The sequence below is a fragment of the Bradyrhizobium sp. MI1.7 genome, assembly GCF_055811795.1.
The window spans coordinates 182085-197832 of sequence record NZ_JBVVPO010000004.1; the positions used below are offsets into that span (position 1 = coordinate 182085).

A 15748-nucleotide genomic window follows, 5' to 3' on the forward strand; every position below is an offset into this window, starting at 1 on the left:
TTCATGAAGCCGACGCAGGTCGAGACATCGGAAGAAGGCCATCTCGTGCGTGACCAGCATGATGATGCCTTCGGCGCTTCTCGCCCCGGTCACCCCTTGGCAGCAACGTACCCATAAAAATTCATAAGAAAGTCCCGAACGGCGAGGGGCTTGACGGCACCGGTTTTTTCCTGCGGATGCGGTATCACGTAGTCTCCATCGCCATATGAGAAGACCTTCGCCTTCACGTACCCGTTCATCACTTGTATCTTCTCGCGCAGCACGACCCAGTGCATTGTAAACGCGGAGCCTTTATCGGACTGGTCGTCATAGTCGATCATATTGGCGCTTATGAAAAGACATACGCGATATCCGCTGTCGAGCAGCCGGTTGGCTTCGTTTACATCGTCGATGTCTTTGTTGTATCGCGAAATGTTGGTATTCTCCCGCACGTCCCGGTATCCTGCCTTGCGAAACCATTGCTCCATTTCGCTCGGCAGGGTGACACCCGCAAGATCGCTGATCTTGCCTGTGTCGTCGAAATCGAGGAACCAGTTCTCCGAATCGCGTATGGAGGCGCATGTCAGCCAATCGACGTGGTCCAGCGACCAGGGTGGCGTGAAGTTCCTCACATCCTTTCCCGGCTTGATCAGCAGGCGGCCAAGGTTCGCCTGCCCCTTCTGATAGAGATCGATCGCGAACCGCGCGTAAGACCCTGGCTTGTCGGACGCGTAGCCGAACATCAGGGCGGATGGCCCGCACAGACTTCCCTGATCTTGATTGATGAGGCTCGGCTTCGCAATGCGCCTGAGAATACCTATGCCGACGCGGTGTGGGTCGAGCTTCGGAAAGAACGTCGTCCTCGTGTTTTTCAGGAAATCGCAGACCATTTCCGCGGCTAGTTTTTTCTGGTCGGAATTGAGGTCGTACGGTCCGATCCCGCGCTTCTCCTTGTATTCTTCTCCGACGAAGAGCGTGATGAGCTTTTTCGAGGTGGGGGAGAGCGTTCTGGAGGTGTTCGCAATGGTGGTCAGGTCGTCCAGCTCGAATGCGGTGACCATGCCGTCTGCGACGGTAGCCCGGATGATGTCAACGATCTCTGCGTAGTCCAGCTTTGAATCGTCGATGAGGCCTTTGCGAAGTGCAGCATCGACGGAAGGAGTCGCGATTGCGTCCCATTGGCCCTTTGGCAGGGCGGGCTTGGCAGCCGCCTTCGTCGACAGTTCAACGAGCCGACTGAACGTCGGGCCGGCAGGCCGAACATAGCCGTCAGGCGTGCCGGGAAAGTTCTTCTTTTGGAAGTACAGAATCGAGTTGTAAAGGCCGTCGCTGGCGTAACCGGTCACGACCATCTGTGGTTTAAGCGTGTTCTCGGCGCCGCCGTCGGAAATGGCGATCTTGTTGAGCAGCGAAATGACCAGCTCCTGATCCTTTTTCCAGTTTTGGCAGCTGCGCCCTGTCGTCGCGAACCGTCCGACCTTGTCTTTCAACTGCAGCATATCGCGCCTCCCCGGAACGGGAATGCTGCCTCGAACGTCCTGACATGCAGCCGAGGCAGGCGCTGTGGCAAGTCTTCCCGCTGTAGGGTTGGTCGCCCCTGCCGTCCCTTGTGTTCATTCGCAAGGACAGCGGTCGCCCTGTGGCGAGGTTCACGAATGCGTTATGTCTGCCTATCGGGGTAGACCGGAATTCGTCGGCGCACAGCTAGAATGTCGCGAATGGCCCATCGCGACCTCTTGTGCTGCCGCACGAACCTGGTCGCTATTGGGGCAAAGCAGGCGTAGCCTTCGTCGCATCACGCCGCGGGGTTTATGGGTACACGGCCTAGCCCAGCTCTTGCAGCAGCTTCCGCGTCTCGCCCAGCAGCGCCCGTATCGCCCTTCGTTCTGCGATCCGGTCTTGCGTGAATAGCCCATGCTTCCGCGCATTCTGATTTCCTCTCGGTGCGCCTGACCTCGCGGCGCTGCCATGCATGCGACAGCGGGTCTTGCCGTGCACCGCCGGCGCGAGGCAGGCGGTGCCGCTGCGTGTCCTGGCGCCGCAGCGCGGACTCGCCAGCATCGCAGCCATGTTGCGGGAGTGATCGCCGCTCATGCGCTGGCGCCTTGTGCGGCATCGACCAGTTCATGTTCGCCTTCGCCGGCTTCGTGAGGCGAGATCGATCCTGCTCCCATCGGCGTGTCCGCGACGCCTTGCTCCGTTACGATCATTCCAGCGTGCTGTACGGCGTGGCTCGCGGTGGCTCCCGCGCCATCCTGCACCGTCAGACTCTGCACCGTGATCGCCCGCTCGCCATTGTTGCGGTACCGGTTGAGCGTCTCGACCTGGGCCGGAAAGATTCGCGTTAGCTTGGCGAGCGCGCGTGAGGCGCTGTCCTGCCGCGGGATGTCGTCGGCGAAGGCGAGGCGATGGGCGCAGCGCATCGCCAGGACGTGAATGGAGACCATCTGCGCCGCCAGCATGGCCTCGATGGAGTCCCTCGGCGCGATGCTCTTCATCATCGAGATCATGAAGGCGAGATTGGCCTCGTCCGGCTTCTGCGCAATCACGCTGGCTCTCACCAATTGCTTCAAGATGCCGTGCAGCGCATCGCGGTCGACGGCACCGAGCGCGTCGGCCAGCAGCCGTTCGCCGGTTTTCGGGTCGGGATGGTCGATGGCAATGCGGCGCCTGTAGAGTTTGATGCGCGGGCTCGCAGCCGGGTCGCTGCGATCGGTTGCCGCAACCGGTGGCGTGGTGTGGCGATTTGGGGATGTCGTCATGTGTCGTGTCCTTTGCCGGCGCAGGTGCGCGACCGCCCGCCCGCGTGCTGCGCGCGGCTACCAATTTCGAGATGTCGATGAGAGGCTTACGCGCGATCGCGGCGAGGCGCCCGAGGAGCGGGCGGCTTGGACGCTGGCGATTGTTGCGATGATGCCATCATGCCGGTGTTTTGCCCGACGTGTCAAATTGCATTTCGTGGTATCCGAAGGTGCTTGTCCTGCGCAAGTCCTTGTCCTGACCGGGGCCGGCTACTGTGCATGGGGTTGTTTTCGCATTTTTTGTCTGGATGCGGCTCTCGCGTGCCGCGCGACGGAATGACGGCGCGCAAACGCGATTGCGAAATCCGGCGCGACCGCTAATCATGATCTCCAGAGGCGCCGCACCATGCAAAAGCGGCAGCGCGGGTCCGGGGAGAGAACGAATGCAACGAACGATTCGCCTGCTGGCGATTGTCGCCGGATTGTGCGTGACGACCGAGGCTCTCGCGCAGAAATATCCGACGCGTCCGGTCAAGATCATGGTCGGCTTCAGCGCGGGCGGCCCGGTCGATGTGGTCGCGCGCATCATCGGCGACCGGCTGAGCAACAAGCTCGGCCAGCCCTTCGTGGTCGAGAACCGCGCCGGCGCCAACGGCATGATCGCAGCCGAGGGCGTGGCGCGCGCGGACGCGGACGGCTACACCATCCTCGCCTGCAACTCGTCCACAATCACGCTCAACAAGACGCTGTTCAAGGACGCCCGCTACGATCCGCAAGGGGACTTTGCGCCGCTCACCACCGTCATCTCGGCGCCGCTCGTTCTCGTGGTCAATCCCGAGAATCCCAAGACGGCCAACATCAACACCGTCGCCGATCTGGTCGCGGCGGCGAAGGCCGCGCCGGGCGCGCTCGCCTACGGCTCGGGCGGCAACGGCGACCTTGCCCATCTCGCCATGGAGCTGCTCAGCCAGAAGGCCGGCATCAAGCTGATCCACGTGCCCTATCGCGGCGGCGCGGCATCCGAGGTCGGCATCCTCGCGCAGGAGGTCCTGGCGGTGTTCGATCCCTTGTCCGCCGTCCCGCTGGTGAAGGCCGGCAAGCTGCGCGCGCTCGCGGTGTCATCGGCCGAGCGGCTGCCGGCGCTGCCTGATGTGCCGACCGTCGCGGAGGCCGGCTATCCCGGCTTCGACATCTCGTTCTGGGTCGGCTTCTTCATGCCGAAGGCCGTGCCCGCGCCGATCCGCGAGACGCTGCACCGTGAGATCGTCGCCGCCGCCAAAGATCCGGCGGTGCAGGAGCGGCTTGAGTCGCAAGGCGTCGTCAGCGTGCTCAACCCGGCCGACTACGCCGCGAAGATCGCGAAGGAGACCACGGAGCTTGCCGAGGTCGTCGCGGCCGCGAACATCAAGGCGGAGTAGGGGCGTCAGGGCGAGAGGATCTGCTTGCGGTAGCGGATCAGCGCTCGCTCGATGCGAGGCGCACGGCGCGGACCTTCGCGCCGGTCGTCTTCCTCGATGCGCCGACGGAATCCTCATTAAAGCAGCAGGGAAAACTGGCCGCGAAGCGGGCTTCGAGCTAGTCCTTGGGAAAATCCTTGCGCATCGCGATCTCGGCGGCGTCGCCGGGCGACAGCACGGTCTGCTCGAACGCTGCTTGCGGCTTCGTCATGATGTCGTAGAGCGAGATGCCCTTGATCGGCTTATCCATGAGCACGCGAACGCAGTCGGCGAGCGTGCCGTTGTAGACGAGATAGGGCGGACCCCGGTCCTTCTGTCTCTCGCCTTTCAGCGACGGCCACTTCTTCAGCTCGGCCGGCGCGTCATAGGCGATCGGCGATTCCTCTTTGAACATGCGCTTGGCCTCGGGCGGCGTGGAAAGCCCGAAAGTCCTAGTGCCGCCGGGTAAACGCTCGTTAAAGAATTAGTTAAAATCAGCCGGCAACGAAGGCGAGCAGGGTGCCGTTGGCCTTGGCCGGCGGCACGCAGATCGCAGCCCCGCTGCGCAACGTAGCCGGACCCAGCGCCTTCTCGGTGGCTGCGAGATCGCCGCTGACGAGGACCAGGGCCGCGCCGCCGCGCGCGGAAAGACCGGTGAGCGGCACGCCGGGATAGCGTTTGCCGAGCTGCTCCAGCGTCAAATAGACGAAGTCGGCGCGGTCGCCGCCGGACGGCACGGCGACTGCACCATCGGCTTCCGTCCTCGGTTCGCGGTCGATCAGGCGGCCGAGATGCGCCGCATCCTGCGCGGGCTCGGGCGTTGCGATCAGCGTCTGCCTGATCCGCTTCGCCGCATTGGCGTGCTTCATCAATTCAGGAATCCACACCGTCTCGCGGGTCTTGTGCTGGCAGGCGAAGATGCGCACGCCGCCGGGCGCCTCCGCGGTCGGCCACATGAAGGTGCGGAATTTTGCCGCCGAGATCGTGCCATCGGGTAGCGTCACCGGCCGTTCGAAATCGGTCGGGCCGATCGGCGTCAGGCCGCGCGCACGGATCTCCTCGGCGCCGGCCGCGCTGTCGATCGCCGTGAAGGCGATGCGCTCGATGCCCTCGCCGTGCCTGTCGACGAAGGCGCGGGCCGGTGCGTTGTGCTCGGTCGCCACCAGCACGCCGAGCAGCTCCATATAGTCGGGGTCGAACATGATGGTGTAATTGCCGGTGCCCATATGCGCGCTGTGGGTGCCGCGCGGCGACAGGGTGAAACCGAGCTGCCTGTAGTTTTCGGCGGCCCTGTCGAGGTCGCGAACCATGACCACGGCGTGGTCGATACCGATGATGTTCTTGAGGGCCACTGTTCTTTCCCCGCAGCAGATGCAAACTTGGATCTGGACCGCGCCAGCGGCCGCTGGCCCTGTCTACGCCGGATAGGCGATCAAGTCATTTTCAAATCGGGGGCGGATGCGGAATTTCATTTCGCGAAATGCGGTATCGACGCGTGATGGCGTCACTGCGCCTGCTCGATATAGGCGGCGAGGATGGCGCGCTCCTCGCTGGTCATGTCGGTGATGTTGCCCGGCGGCATCGCATTGGACCACGCCGCCACGCGGCCGATCAGGCGGATGTTGCGATGGATGTGCTCGGGCGCGTCGAGCAAGATGCCTTTGGGCGCGGTCACGATGCCGGCCCAGACCGGCTCGGCCGCGTGGCACATGCTGCAACGGGACATCACGATCTCCTCGACATTGGCGCGCGTCGGCTGTGCCGACAGCGCGCCCGTCTTGACCTCGCGGGGGCCGGCCGCGGAGAGCAGGAGGATCGCGATCACGCCCAACGCGGCGACACCCCACACCCACCACGGCGATTTGCGCCCCGCGTGCCGCTCGTTGAAGAAGTGGCGGATCACGGGGCCGAGCGCCAGAATGATCGCGACGATGATCCAGTTGAAGCGCGTCGCGTAGAGCAGAGGATAGTGATTGCTGATCATCAGCACGACGACGGGCAAGGTCAGGTAGTTGTTGTGAACCGAGCGCTCCTTGCTGGCCTTGCCGAGCTTCGGATCGGGCGCCTGGCCCGCGATCAGGCTGGCGACGATCTTCTTCTGGTTCGGGATGATCAGTGCGAACACGTTGGCGACCATGATGGTGCCGATGATCGCCCCGATCTGGTTGAAGGCGCCGCGCCCGCTCAGGACGTGGGTGAAGGCGTAAGTGAGCGCGACCAGGAACAGATAGCCGCCGATGGCAAAGGGCAGCTCGCGCTGCGCAAGCCCGGTGCGGCAGGCCGCCTCATAGAGCAGCCATGCCAGCGCCAGGCTGCAGAAGCTGAACAGCCCGGCCTGGATCGGTGTGAGGTCGAGAATCGACTTGTCGACCAGGAACAGGTCGGCATCGAGATAGTACACCACCACCATCAGCGCGAAGCCGGACAGCCAGGTGGTGTAGGCCTCCCATTTGAACCAGGTCAGCTCCTCCGGCATCTGGCTCGGAGCCACCAGATATTTCATGATCCGGTAGAAGCCGCCGCCATGGACCTGCCAGGCTTCGCCCTGCACGCCGTCCGGCAGGTCAGTCTTCGGCTGCAGGCTGAGATCGAGGGCGATGAAGTAGAAGGAACTGCCGATCCAGGCGATCGCCGCCACCACGTGCAGCCAGCGCAGCAGCAGGCTCGCCCATTCCGATATGATGGATCCCCACATGATCACCCCATCAATTGCGACCTGGATGCCGCAGCTTTGATGACCGCAACCGGCGGTCGCGCCCTTACAATGTGTCGCACCGATCTGCCGCATTTTCCAGTACGATGGGCTGCGGCTGATGCACATCGTGCGGGCATGAGCTGACGTGGGATTCGGCAGGTGTTTGTACTGCCGCAGAACATTTGCGGACCTATAAGCGTCGACGTTCAGGACGCGCAGGCTGGGAGGAAAACGACGTGAAAAGCAGGATTTCGTCCGCAGCAACGGCTGCGGGATTGCTGGTCGCGGTTGCTGCCAGCGCGCAGGCCGAGCCGGTTCTGCAAGGCAAGGACGCCTATGGCGATTGGCAGGCCGACAAGCCCGGCACGGTCAGGTTGATCCGGCCGCAGGACCTCGTCAGGCCCGGCGCGACACGGTCGGTTGCGAGCACCGCGCGTGTGGCGTCGCGACCGCCGGAGGCCACGCCACGTGTGCCGGCGGGTTTCAAGATCGAGCTGTTCGCCGAAGGCTTGCGCGCGCCGCGCATTGTGAGGGTCGCGCCGAACGGCGATGTCTTCGTCGCGGAGACGCGGGCCGACGCCATCCGCGTGCTGCGCGCCGGGGATGGCGGCAAGGCTGCGACCAACGAGGTGTTTGCCAGCGGATTGAGACGGCCGTTCGGCATCGCCTTCTTTCCGAACGGCGACAATCCGCAATGGGTCTATATCGCCAACACCGACAGCGTCGTCCGGTTTCCCTATCAGGCCGGCGATCTCAAGGCGCGCGGCAGGGCGGAGACGATCGTGGCAAGCCTGCCGCAGGACGGCAGCCATTCCACCCGCGACATCGTCTTCACGCCCGACAACAAGCGCATGCTGGTCTCGGTCGGCTCGCTCAGCAACGTCGCCGAGGGCATGGGGACGCCGCCGGGCGGATTGGATGGCTGGTCGAAGACGCAGCCGCTCGGCGCGGCCTGGGCCAGTGAGCTCGAGCGCGCCACCGTGATGGCCTTCACGCCTGACGGCAAGGACCGGAAGATTTATGCCACCGGCATCCGCAATTGCGTCGGTCTTGCGATCGAGCCGCAGAGCGGGCTGCCCTGGTGCTCGACCAATGAGCGCGACGGGCTCGGCGACGATCTCGTGCCCGATTACGTCACCAGCGTGAAGGAGGGCGCGTTCTACGGCTGGCCGTGGTTCTATATCGGCGGCAACGAAGATCCGCGTCACGCCGGCGCGCGGCCGGACCTCAAGGACAAGGTGACGGTGCCCGACGTGCTGATCCAGCCGCACTCGGCTTCGCTCGGCATGACTTTCTATCAGGGCACGCAGTTTCCGTCCGACTATCAAGGCGATGCCTTCGCCGCTGAGCACGGCTCCTGGAACCGCTCCAAGCGCACCGGCTACAAGGTGATCCGTATCAGGATGAAGGACGGCAAGCCCACCGGCGAGTACGAGGATTTCGTCACGGGGTTTGTCGTGAGTGACACGGAGGTCTGGGGAAGGCCGGTTGGTGTCGCCGTGGCGAAGGATGGATCGCTGCTGGTGTCGGAGGACGGCAATGGCACCATCTGGCGGGCGACGCGCGCACCGCAGTGACGCTGTTTCCCTCCCCCTCCAGGGGAGGGTAAGCAGCGCGCTCGAATTACCCCCGTCTCACACTCGCGCCACCGTCCACCGGCAGCGTCACGCCGGTGATGAAATTCGCCTCGTCCGACGCCAAAAACAGTGCGGCATTCGCGACGTCCCAGCCGGTGCCCATCTTCCTGCGCAGTGGCACCTTGCTGTCGCGCTCGGCTTCGACTTCAGAGCGGGGCTTGGACCATTCGCGGGCGCGGGTGTCGACGGCCATCGGCGTGTTCATCAGGCCGGGCAGGATGACGTTGGCACGGATGCCGTATTCGGCGTTCTGGTAGGCGAGCTGCTCGGTGAAGGCGATCATGGCCGACTTCGTCGCCTTGTAGGCGACGTAAGGATAGGTCGTGATCGCGGCCATCGAGGAGATGTTGACGATGGCGCCGCTTCCTTGCGTGCGCATGATCGGGATCACTTCCTTCGCTGCCAGAATACAGCTCTTCAGATTGATGGCGACGACACGGTCGAACGCCTCCTCGGTGATTTGAAGCAGCTCGGCATCGCCACCGGACAGGCTGACGCCGACATTGTTGTGCAGCACGTCGATGCGGCCCCAGCGCGCCAGCGCATCCGCGACCATCGCCTTGATGTCCGCGGATTTGGTCACGTCGGCCTTGAAAGCCGCGGCGGTGCCTTGCTCCGCTGCGATCAGATCGACGGTTTCCTGCGCCGATTCCAGGTGGTGGTCGACGCACAGCACTTTGGCACCCTCGCGCGCGAAGGTCAGCGCGGTGGCGCGGCCGTTGCCCATGCCTTCACCGGGGCTCTGGCCGGCGCCGACGACGATCGCGACCTTGTCCTTCAAGCGCATGTCACTTCACTCCCGGGATCGGGTACTGCTGGAGTACCTCTTTGTAATACGGTTCGTTGTCGATCTTCATAGTGGCGAGCACGCGTACCACGCCGCAATAGAAGGCGATGGTGAGCACGAGGTCGACCATGTGCTCGTCAGAGAGATCTTTCTTGATCTCGGCGAAGGTCGCGTCCGACATCGCGAGCTCGCGCACCATCTCGCGGGCGCCTTTCAGGATCGCCCTGGCGAGCGGCTCCAGCTTCGACGGCTTGCCGTCGGTCTCCGCCATCAGACCTGCGATGTCCTCGTCGGTGACGCCGAACTCCTTGCCGATCTTCACATGGTGGGTGAATTCGTATTCCGACTTCTCCATCCAGCCGACCTGGAGGATCGCGAGCTCCCGCAACCGCGGGTCGAGCTTGCTCTTGAAGCGAATATAGCTGCCGATGCCGTTGAAGGCGCGCGCCATCTCCGGCGAGTTGACCAGCAGCTTGTGCAGGTTGGTGTTGCGCTTGAGCATGTCGCGATATTCGGGCGCGACCTGGTCGGCCTCGAGATAGGGCAGGCGGGCCATCCGTGTTCCTTTCAGTGTTCCTGTGATTCACGTTCCGGCGCTTGCAGCGTCACGCCGCCGTCGACCACCAGCACTTGGCCGGTGATGTAGCGCGCAAAATTGCTGAGCAGGAATTTGACGGCGTGGCCGACATCCCAGCCGGTGCCTTCGGTCTTGAGCAGGGAGGCCCTGGCGCGGTTGGCGCGCGCCCGCTCGCTCATGCCGCGGGCATAGACCATCGGCGTGTACATCGGTCCGGGGCAGATGCAGTTGACGCGGATGTTGTCGCGACCGTGATCGACCGCCATAGCGCGGGTCAGGCCGATGATCGCAGCTTTTGAGGTCGTGTAGGTCGTGAGCCCGCGCGGCCTGAGCGCCGAGATCGAGGAGATATTGACGATCGCGCCGCCCTTGGCGGTCCTGATCATCGCGGGGATCGCGTGCTTGGAGAGCAGGAACATGGTCTCGACGTTGACCTGCATGACACGGCGATACTGCTCGGGAGTCTCGTCGACCACGCTGCCGCGGCTGCCGATGCCGACATTGTTGTCGAGGAAATCGAGCCGGCCCCAGCGGTCGAGCGTAGCCTCGACCAGTGTCTTGCAATCGGCTTCGCTGGTGACGTCGCCGCCATGTGCTGCTGCCGTGCCGCCCTCGGCCATGATCATCTCCACCGTGCGCTCGGCGAGCCTGAGGTCGCGATCGGCCACCAGCACTTTTGCGCCGGCGCGGGCCAATAGGATTGCTGCAGCGCGGCCGTTGCCGATGCCGTCGCCAGCGGCGCCACCGCCGCTGATCAGTGCCACCCTGCCGGCGAGGCCGGCATCGTCCTCGGGGCCCTGCATGTCGTTTCATCCCAATTATTTTCGTGCAGATTAGCAATCGCCCTGACAGGAGAGAAGGCCGATGGTCCCGCGCAGATGTCATTGACATCGCATGGAATTGCATGCCGCCGGGCGGCACGGCGCACAATTAAGCGGGCGTATCGCGGAACCGTTCTGCCGAGCTTGCGTTTGTTGCGGGGGCTTTTCCGCGCTAGGCTCTCGCCTGGGGTTTCCCAATCGCCAGTGGCTTGCCGATGAATCTGCTCGATCCAAAAGGGCCGGTGGCTGCCGCCAACAGCACCATCCTGGTCGATTCCGTCTTCATCATGCTCGTGATCGTGGTGCCGACCATTTTCGCGATTTTGGCCTTTGCGTTCTGGTTTCGCGCGTCCAATCCGAGAGCACGTTACCAGCCCGACTTCGTCTATTCCGGCCGCGTCGAGATGGTGGTGTGGGCGATCCCAGCGCTCACCGTGATCCTGCTCGGCGGCGTCGCCTGGATCGGCTCGCACCAGCTCGATCCCGCCGCGCCCGTGCCGGGCACCGGCAGTCCGGTCCGCATCCAGGCGGTCTCGCTCGACTGGAAATGGCTCTTCATCTATCCGGACCAGCGCATCGCCACCGTCAACACGCTGACGGTGCCGGCTGGTGCCGAGCTGAATTTCCAGCTGACGTCGTCGAGCGTGATGAACGTGTTCTTCATCCCGCAGCTCGGCAGCATGATCTACACCATGAACGGCATGGTGACGAAGCTGAACCTGCGTGCCGACAATGAGGGCAAGCTGCAGGGTCTGTCGGCGCATTTCTCCGGCGACGGCTTTCCCGACATGATGTTCGACGTCAACGTGATCTCGCCGCTCGCCTTCCCGGATTGGGTCGCGACCATTGCGAAGACCGATGCCGTGCTGAACGAGGAGAGCTATACGAAGCTGATGCAGCAGGGCATCGAGAAGAACAGGCTGACCTTTCGCCTGGACGATCCCCGTCTGTTCGACCTGATCGCAACCCAGCACATTCCGCCAGGGCCCGGCCCGGAGCTACTCTCCGATGCCGGCAGGCCGCATAGTGGAGGCCACGATGCTCGGTAAGCTCGATTGGTCGGCGATTCCGTTCGACCAGCCGATACCCCTCGTCGCGGGTGCCGTCGTGCTGGTCGCGATCCTCGGCGTGCTGATCTGGGTCGTCGTGAAAGGTCATTTGCCTTATCTCTGGCACGAATGGATCACCAGCGTCGATCACAAGCGCATCGGCGTGATGTACATCCTGCTCGCTTCGGTCATGCTGCTGCGCGGCGGCAGCGACGCCATCATGATGCGGCTCCAGCAGGCGGTCGCCTACCAGTCACAAGGCTATCTCCCACCGGAGCACTACAACCAGATATTCTCGGCGCACGGCACCATCATGATCTTCTTCACGGCGATGCCGTTCGTGATCGGGCTGATGAACCTGATCGTGCCGCTTCAACTCGGCGTGCGCGACGTTGCTTTCCCAACGCTGAATTCGGTCGGCTTCTGGCTGACCGCGACCGGCGCGCTGCTGGTCAATATCTCGCTCGTGGTCGGCGAGTTCGCGCGCACCGGCTGGCTGGCCTTTCCGCCGCTGTCGGAACTGTCCTATTCGCCCGGCGTCGGCGTCGACTATTACGCGTGGTCTTTGCAAATCTCCGGCGTCGGCACGCTGGTCGCCGGCATCAACCTCGTCACCACCGTGCTGAAGCTGCGCACCAAGGGCATGAACTATCTGCGCATGCCGATGTTCTGCTGGACCACGCTGGCCTCCAACCTGCTCATCGTCGCCGCCTTTCCGATCCTCACCGCCACGCTCGCGATGCTGCTGCTCGACCGTTACCTCGGCTTCCACTTCTTCACCAATGAAGCCGGCGGCAACGTCATGATGTTCATGAACCTGATCTGGGCCTGGGGGCACCCGGAGGTCTATATCCTCGTATTGCCGGCCTTCGGCATCTTCTCCGAGGTGGTGTCGACCTTCTCGGGCAAGGCGCTGTTCGGCTACCGCTCGATGGTGCTCGCGACCATGGCGATCTGCGTCATCTCCTTCATGGTCTGGCTGCACCATTTCTTCACGATGGGCGCTGGCCCCGACGTCAACGCCATCTTCGGCATCGCCAGCATGATCATCGCGATACCGACGGGCGTGAAGATCTACAATTGGCTGTTCACGATGTATGGCGGCCGCATCCGTTTTGCGACGCCGATGCTGTGGGCGGTCGGGTTCATGGTTACCTTCATCATCGGCGGGCTGACGGGCGTGCTGGTCGCGGTGCCCCCGGCCGACTTCATGCTCCACAACAGCATGTTCCTGGTGGCGCACTTCCACAACGTCATCATCGGCGGCGTGCTGTTCGGCGCCTTCGCCGGCTTCGAATACTGGTTCCCAAAGGCGTTCGGCTTTCGTCTCGACGAGCGCTGGGGCAAGGCGGCGTTCTGGTTCACGTTCCTCGGCTTCTACGTCACTTTCATTCCGCTCTATATCGCCGGCATGCTCGGCATGACCCGGCGCATGCAGCACTACGACGTCGCGGCCTGGCGGCCATGGATGTTCGTGGCGGCCGCCGGCATGGCCGTGCTGTCGATCGGCGTGATCTGCCAGATCGTGCAGCTCGTGGTCAGCATCCGCAACCGCGAGGCCCTGCGCGACCGCACCGGCGATCCCTGGGACGGCCGCTCGCTGGAATGGGCGACCTCGTCGCCGCCGCCCGTGTTCAACTTCGCCTTCTATCCGGATGTGCGCGGCGAGGATGCTTATTGGGATCAGAAGGCCCATGCCAAGCAGCAGCAGCTCGAGCATGATCGGCCGGAGTATCAGGATATCGAGATGCCCAGGAATTCGCCGACCGGCTTCGTCTGCGCGTTCTTCGCCACCATCATGGGCTTCGCGCTGATCTGGCACATCTGGTGGATGGTGATCCTGGGCGGCATCGGCGCCTTCGCGACCTTCGTCGTGTTCGCCTGGCGCGACCATGACGAATACGTCATTCCGGCCGACGAGGTCGCAGCGATCGATCGCATCAATATCGAGGAACGGCGCAGCCTCGTCAGCATGGCGGGAGCGCTCTGATGTCGATGACGGCGACCGCGGGCCGCGCGCATGCCGACCCCCACCATATCGGGCTCGTTGTCGAGCATCCAGGTCCGGCATCGAAGCGGATCGTGACCGCCTACGGCTTCTGGGTCTTCCTGCTCTCCGATATCGTGATGTTCTCCTGCTTCTTCGCGGCCTATGCGGTGCTGTCCGGCCAGACCGCGGGCGGCCCCAGCGGCTCGGAGATCTTCGAGCAGCGCAACGTCGCGATCGAGACGGTCTGCCTGCTGCTGTCGAGCTTCACTTGCGGCATGGCCAGCATTGCCGCCGACGTGCGCAACCGGTTCTGGTTCTATCTCGGCATGACCGTGACCTGCGTGCTCGGACTGATCTTTCTCACTATCGAGTTCCGCGAATTCGCGGACCTCGTCGCACGCGGCTATGGCCCGTCGCGCAGCGCGTTCCTGACCTCGTTCTTCTCGCTGGTCGGATGCCACGGCCTGCACGTCTCGGCCGGCATATTGTGGCTGCTCACCATGATAGCCCAGGTATTCGCAAAGGGCTTTCGCGCCGACGTCTTGCGCCGGATGATGTGCTTTGCGCTGTTCTGGCATGCGCTCGACATCGTCTGGGTCGGGGTCTTCTCCGTCGTCTACCTGCTTGGGAGTGCCGTATGAGCGATCAGACGCATGTGCGGACCGGACACGATCTCGCACCGGGCGAGGAAGAGCAACACAGCGTCGGCGAGCGGGTGCTCGGCTATGTCGTTGGGCTCGGCCTCGCGCTGCTGCTTACGGCAACGTCATTCTTCATCGCCGGAACCGACCTGGTCTGGCAGCCATCGATCCCCGTCGCTCTGATCGTGCTGGCGATCGCGCAGATGGGCGTGCACCTCGTGTTCTTCCTGCACATCACGACCGGGCCTGACAATACCAACAACGTGCTGGCGCTCGCCTTCGGCCTTCTGGTCGTCTTCCTGGTCGTCGGCGGCACCGTCTGGATCATGGGGCATCTGAATGCAAACATGCCGCCGATGGACCAGATCATGCCGATGCGGAAATAGGGCGCACAAAAAAGAAGAGCCGCTTGTTGTGACAAGCGGCCCAAGTCTAGGGAGGAAACGCCCGAGCAAAGCAATCGGACCGAAGCCGGATTGCTGCCAAGGAACGCTCGCGCAAAGCGCTTGCGTACATATTAGATGTAGCAACCACCGAGAGAGTTCAATTCCGGATCAATACTGTCTCCGGCTACCGCTCACATGCTCGTGACGGGCTTCCTCATTTCGGCCGGCGGCAATTGTAGGCCTTGCGGAAGCCGGCGGCCTGCGCGTCGTCCTCCGAGCAGAACCAGCGGTCCGGCTTGGTGGTCGCGGGATAGCTTGGGCAGCCTCTCAAGTGATAGATGCCGATATTGCCGGTGACGCGCGCGCGCACGGCGAGCTTGCCCTTGATGCTGCAACTCGGCGGCATGGTCAGCTCCTCCGGAAACAGCGCCGCGCGGATTTCCTTGTCGCGGTCGGCGCGGCAGGCGGCGCCGAGCAGCGTGCCGTCCTTCTTGCCCATGCGGAATTCTTGCGGTGCAACAAAGCAGCCCTTCCAGATGCCGGCTGACGCGGTTTTGGCATCGGCCGCGGCAGCCTTGACGTTCGCCTTGATCGGCTCGCGGGCGATGGCATAGCCAAGCTTGACCAGCTGCTCGTTCAACGAGACCTTGTCGCCCTCGGCGGTGCAGATCGCCCGGTGCCGTTTGCCGAAGCTCTTTTCCGGCCCGACATCGTCACAGCGCACGCTGCGTTTGTTGATCAGCTTCGCCAGCTGGTCGCGGGCCTCGATGCCGCAGGTCCAGGGATCGGCGTGATCGTCGATGCAGACCTGGTCCAGCTCGGGCGCGTCGACGCCGTCGAGGCGGTAGGTGACGTCGCCGAGCTGGATCGAATTGGCGTCCCGGACGGTCGCGGCCGCCGTCAGCGCGGAGGCGGGCCCGGAAGAGGCCAGAAACCCGGACAGAGCGAGAAACGAAACAAGCGCGAAGGCGCGGGCGGCGGCAAATGAATTCCTAAAGGACATAACGTC

The 15748-nt window shown here is 63.6% G+C and carries 16 protein-coding genes; 6 read left to right on the forward strand and 10 right to left on the reverse strand.

Annotation, left to right across the window (positions count from 1 at the left end; all coding sequences use genetic code 11):
• Positions 1-89: 89 nt before the first annotated feature.
• The 3 genes from AC0L3X_RS06800 to AC0L3X_RS06810 form a co-directional block, all read right to left on the reverse strand.
• Positions 90-1478, reverse strand: coding sequence for a hypothetical protein (locus tag AC0L3X_RS06800; protein WP_063984876.1), 1389 nt, complete (start codon positions 1476-1478; stop codon positions 90-92).
• Between the two features lie 325 nt (positions 1479-1803).
• Positions 1804-2073 (reverse strand): HGGxSTG domain-containing protein, encoded by a 270-nt coding sequence (locus tag AC0L3X_RS06805; protein WP_063984875.1) that lies wholly within the window; start codon positions 2071-2073, stop codon positions 1804-1806.
• Positions 2070-2741: a hypothetical protein gene (locus tag AC0L3X_RS06810; protein WP_473316324.1), complete on the reverse strand. Its 672-nt coding sequence runs from the start codon at positions 2739-2741 to the stop codon at positions 2070-2072. Before AC0L3X_RS06810 ends, AC0L3X_RS06805 begins: the two co-directional genes overlap by 4 nt.
• A 422-nt stretch (positions 2742-3163) precedes the next feature.
• Between AC0L3X_RS06810 and AC0L3X_RS06815 the strand changes: the two genes are divergently transcribed.
• Positions 3164-4138: a Bug family tripartite tricarboxylate transporter substrate binding protein gene (locus AC0L3X_RS06815; RefSeq protein ID WP_354131732.1), complete on the forward strand. Its 975-nt coding sequence runs from the start codon at positions 3164-3166 to the stop codon at positions 4136-4138.
• Between the two features lie 157 nt (positions 4139-4295).
• Here the strand turns inward: AC0L3X_RS06815 and AC0L3X_RS06820 are convergent, their stop codons facing one another.
• From AC0L3X_RS06820 to AC0L3X_RS06830, 3 genes are all read right to left on the reverse strand, one after another.
• Positions 4296-4571, reverse strand: coding sequence for a hypothetical protein (locus tag AC0L3X_RS06820; protein ID WP_063984872.1), 276 nt, complete (start codon positions 4569-4571; stop codon positions 4296-4298).
• A gap of 79 nt (positions 4572-4650) precedes the next feature.
• Positions 4651-5508 (reverse strand): VOC family protein, encoded by an 858-nt coding sequence (locus tag AC0L3X_RS06825; protein WP_063984871.1) that lies wholly within the window; start codon positions 5506-5508, stop codon positions 4651-4653.
• 152 nt (positions 5509-5660) lie between these two features.
• Positions 5661-6851, reverse strand: a complete 1191-nt coding sequence (locus AC0L3X_RS06830) for a urate hydroxylase PuuD (protein WP_063986582.1) — start codon at positions 6849-6851, stop codon at positions 5661-5663.
• 236 nt (positions 6852-7087) lie between these two features.
• Between AC0L3X_RS06830 and AC0L3X_RS06835 the strand changes: the two genes are divergently transcribed.
• Positions 7088-8428: a PQQ-dependent sugar dehydrogenase gene (locus AC0L3X_RS06835; protein WP_063984870.1), complete on the forward strand. Its 1341-nt coding sequence runs from the start codon at positions 7088-7090 to the stop codon at positions 8426-8428.
• 46 nt (positions 8429-8474) lie between these two features.
• On the opposite strand, the gene AC0L3X_RS06840 is transcribed toward AC0L3X_RS06835, so the two are convergent.
• Genes AC0L3X_RS06840 through AC0L3X_RS06850 form a run of 3 tightly spaced genes read right to left on the reverse strand, consistent with a single transcriptional unit; the run spans position 8475 to position 10655 of the window.
• The gene (locus AC0L3X_RS06840) at positions 8475-9275 is read right to left on the reverse strand and encodes an SDR family NAD(P)-dependent oxidoreductase (RefSeq protein ID WP_063984869.1); all 801 of its coding nucleotides are present in this window, start codon (positions 9273-9275) and stop codon (positions 8475-8477) included.
• 1 nt (position 9276) lies between these two features.
• The gene (locus tag AC0L3X_RS06845; RefSeq protein WP_063984868.1) at positions 9277-9831 is read right to left on the reverse strand and encodes a carboxymuconolactone decarboxylase family protein; all 555 of its coding nucleotides are present in this window, start codon (positions 9829-9831) and stop codon (positions 9277-9279) included.
• A gap of 11 nt (positions 9832-9842) precedes the next feature.
• Positions 9843-10655, reverse strand: a complete 813-nt coding sequence (locus tag AC0L3X_RS06850; protein WP_063984867.1) for an SDR family NAD(P)-dependent oxidoreductase — start codon at positions 10653-10655, stop codon at positions 9843-9845.
• Positions 10656-10888: 233 nt separating this feature from the next.
• On the opposite strand from AC0L3X_RS06850, the gene AC0L3X_RS06855 reads away from it, so the two are divergent.
• The 4 genes from AC0L3X_RS06855 to cyoD are packed head-to-tail and all read left to right on the forward strand — an operon-like array spanning position 10889 to position 14739.
• On the forward strand, positions 10889-11722 hold the full coding sequence (locus AC0L3X_RS06855; protein WP_063984866.1) for a cytochrome ubiquinol oxidase subunit II family protein: 834 nt from the start codon (positions 10889-10891) through the stop codon (positions 11720-11722).
• Positions 11712-13712: a cytochrome o ubiquinol oxidase subunit I gene (gene cyoB / locus AC0L3X_RS06860; protein WP_063986581.1), complete on the forward strand. Its 2001-nt coding sequence runs from the start codon at positions 11712-11714 to the stop codon at positions 13710-13712. The genes AC0L3X_RS06855 and cyoB overlap by 11 nt, the downstream gene beginning before the upstream one ends.
• On the forward strand, positions 13712-14353 hold the full coding sequence (locus AC0L3X_RS06865) for a cytochrome (ubi)quinol oxidase subunit III (protein WP_063984865.1): 642 nt from the start codon (positions 13712-13714) through the stop codon (positions 14351-14353). The genes cyoB and AC0L3X_RS06865 overlap by 1 nt, the downstream gene beginning before the upstream one ends.
• Positions 14350-14739 carry a cytochrome o ubiquinol oxidase subunit IV gene (cyoD, locus tag AC0L3X_RS06870; protein ID WP_028150137.1) on the forward strand — a complete coding sequence of 130 codons (390 nt, stop codon included), beginning with the start codon at positions 14350-14352 and terminating at the stop codon, positions 14737-14739. Before AC0L3X_RS06865 ends, cyoD begins: the two co-directional genes overlap by 4 nt.
• A gap of 214 nt (positions 14740-14953) precedes the next feature.
• On the opposite strand, the gene AC0L3X_RS06875 is transcribed toward cyoD, so the two are convergent.
• Complete coding sequence (locus AC0L3X_RS06875) at positions 14954-15742, reverse strand: thermonuclease family protein (protein WP_063984864.1); 789 nt, start codon at positions 15740-15742, stop codon at positions 14954-14956.
• Between the last annotated feature and the right edge of the window lie 6 nt (positions 15743-15748).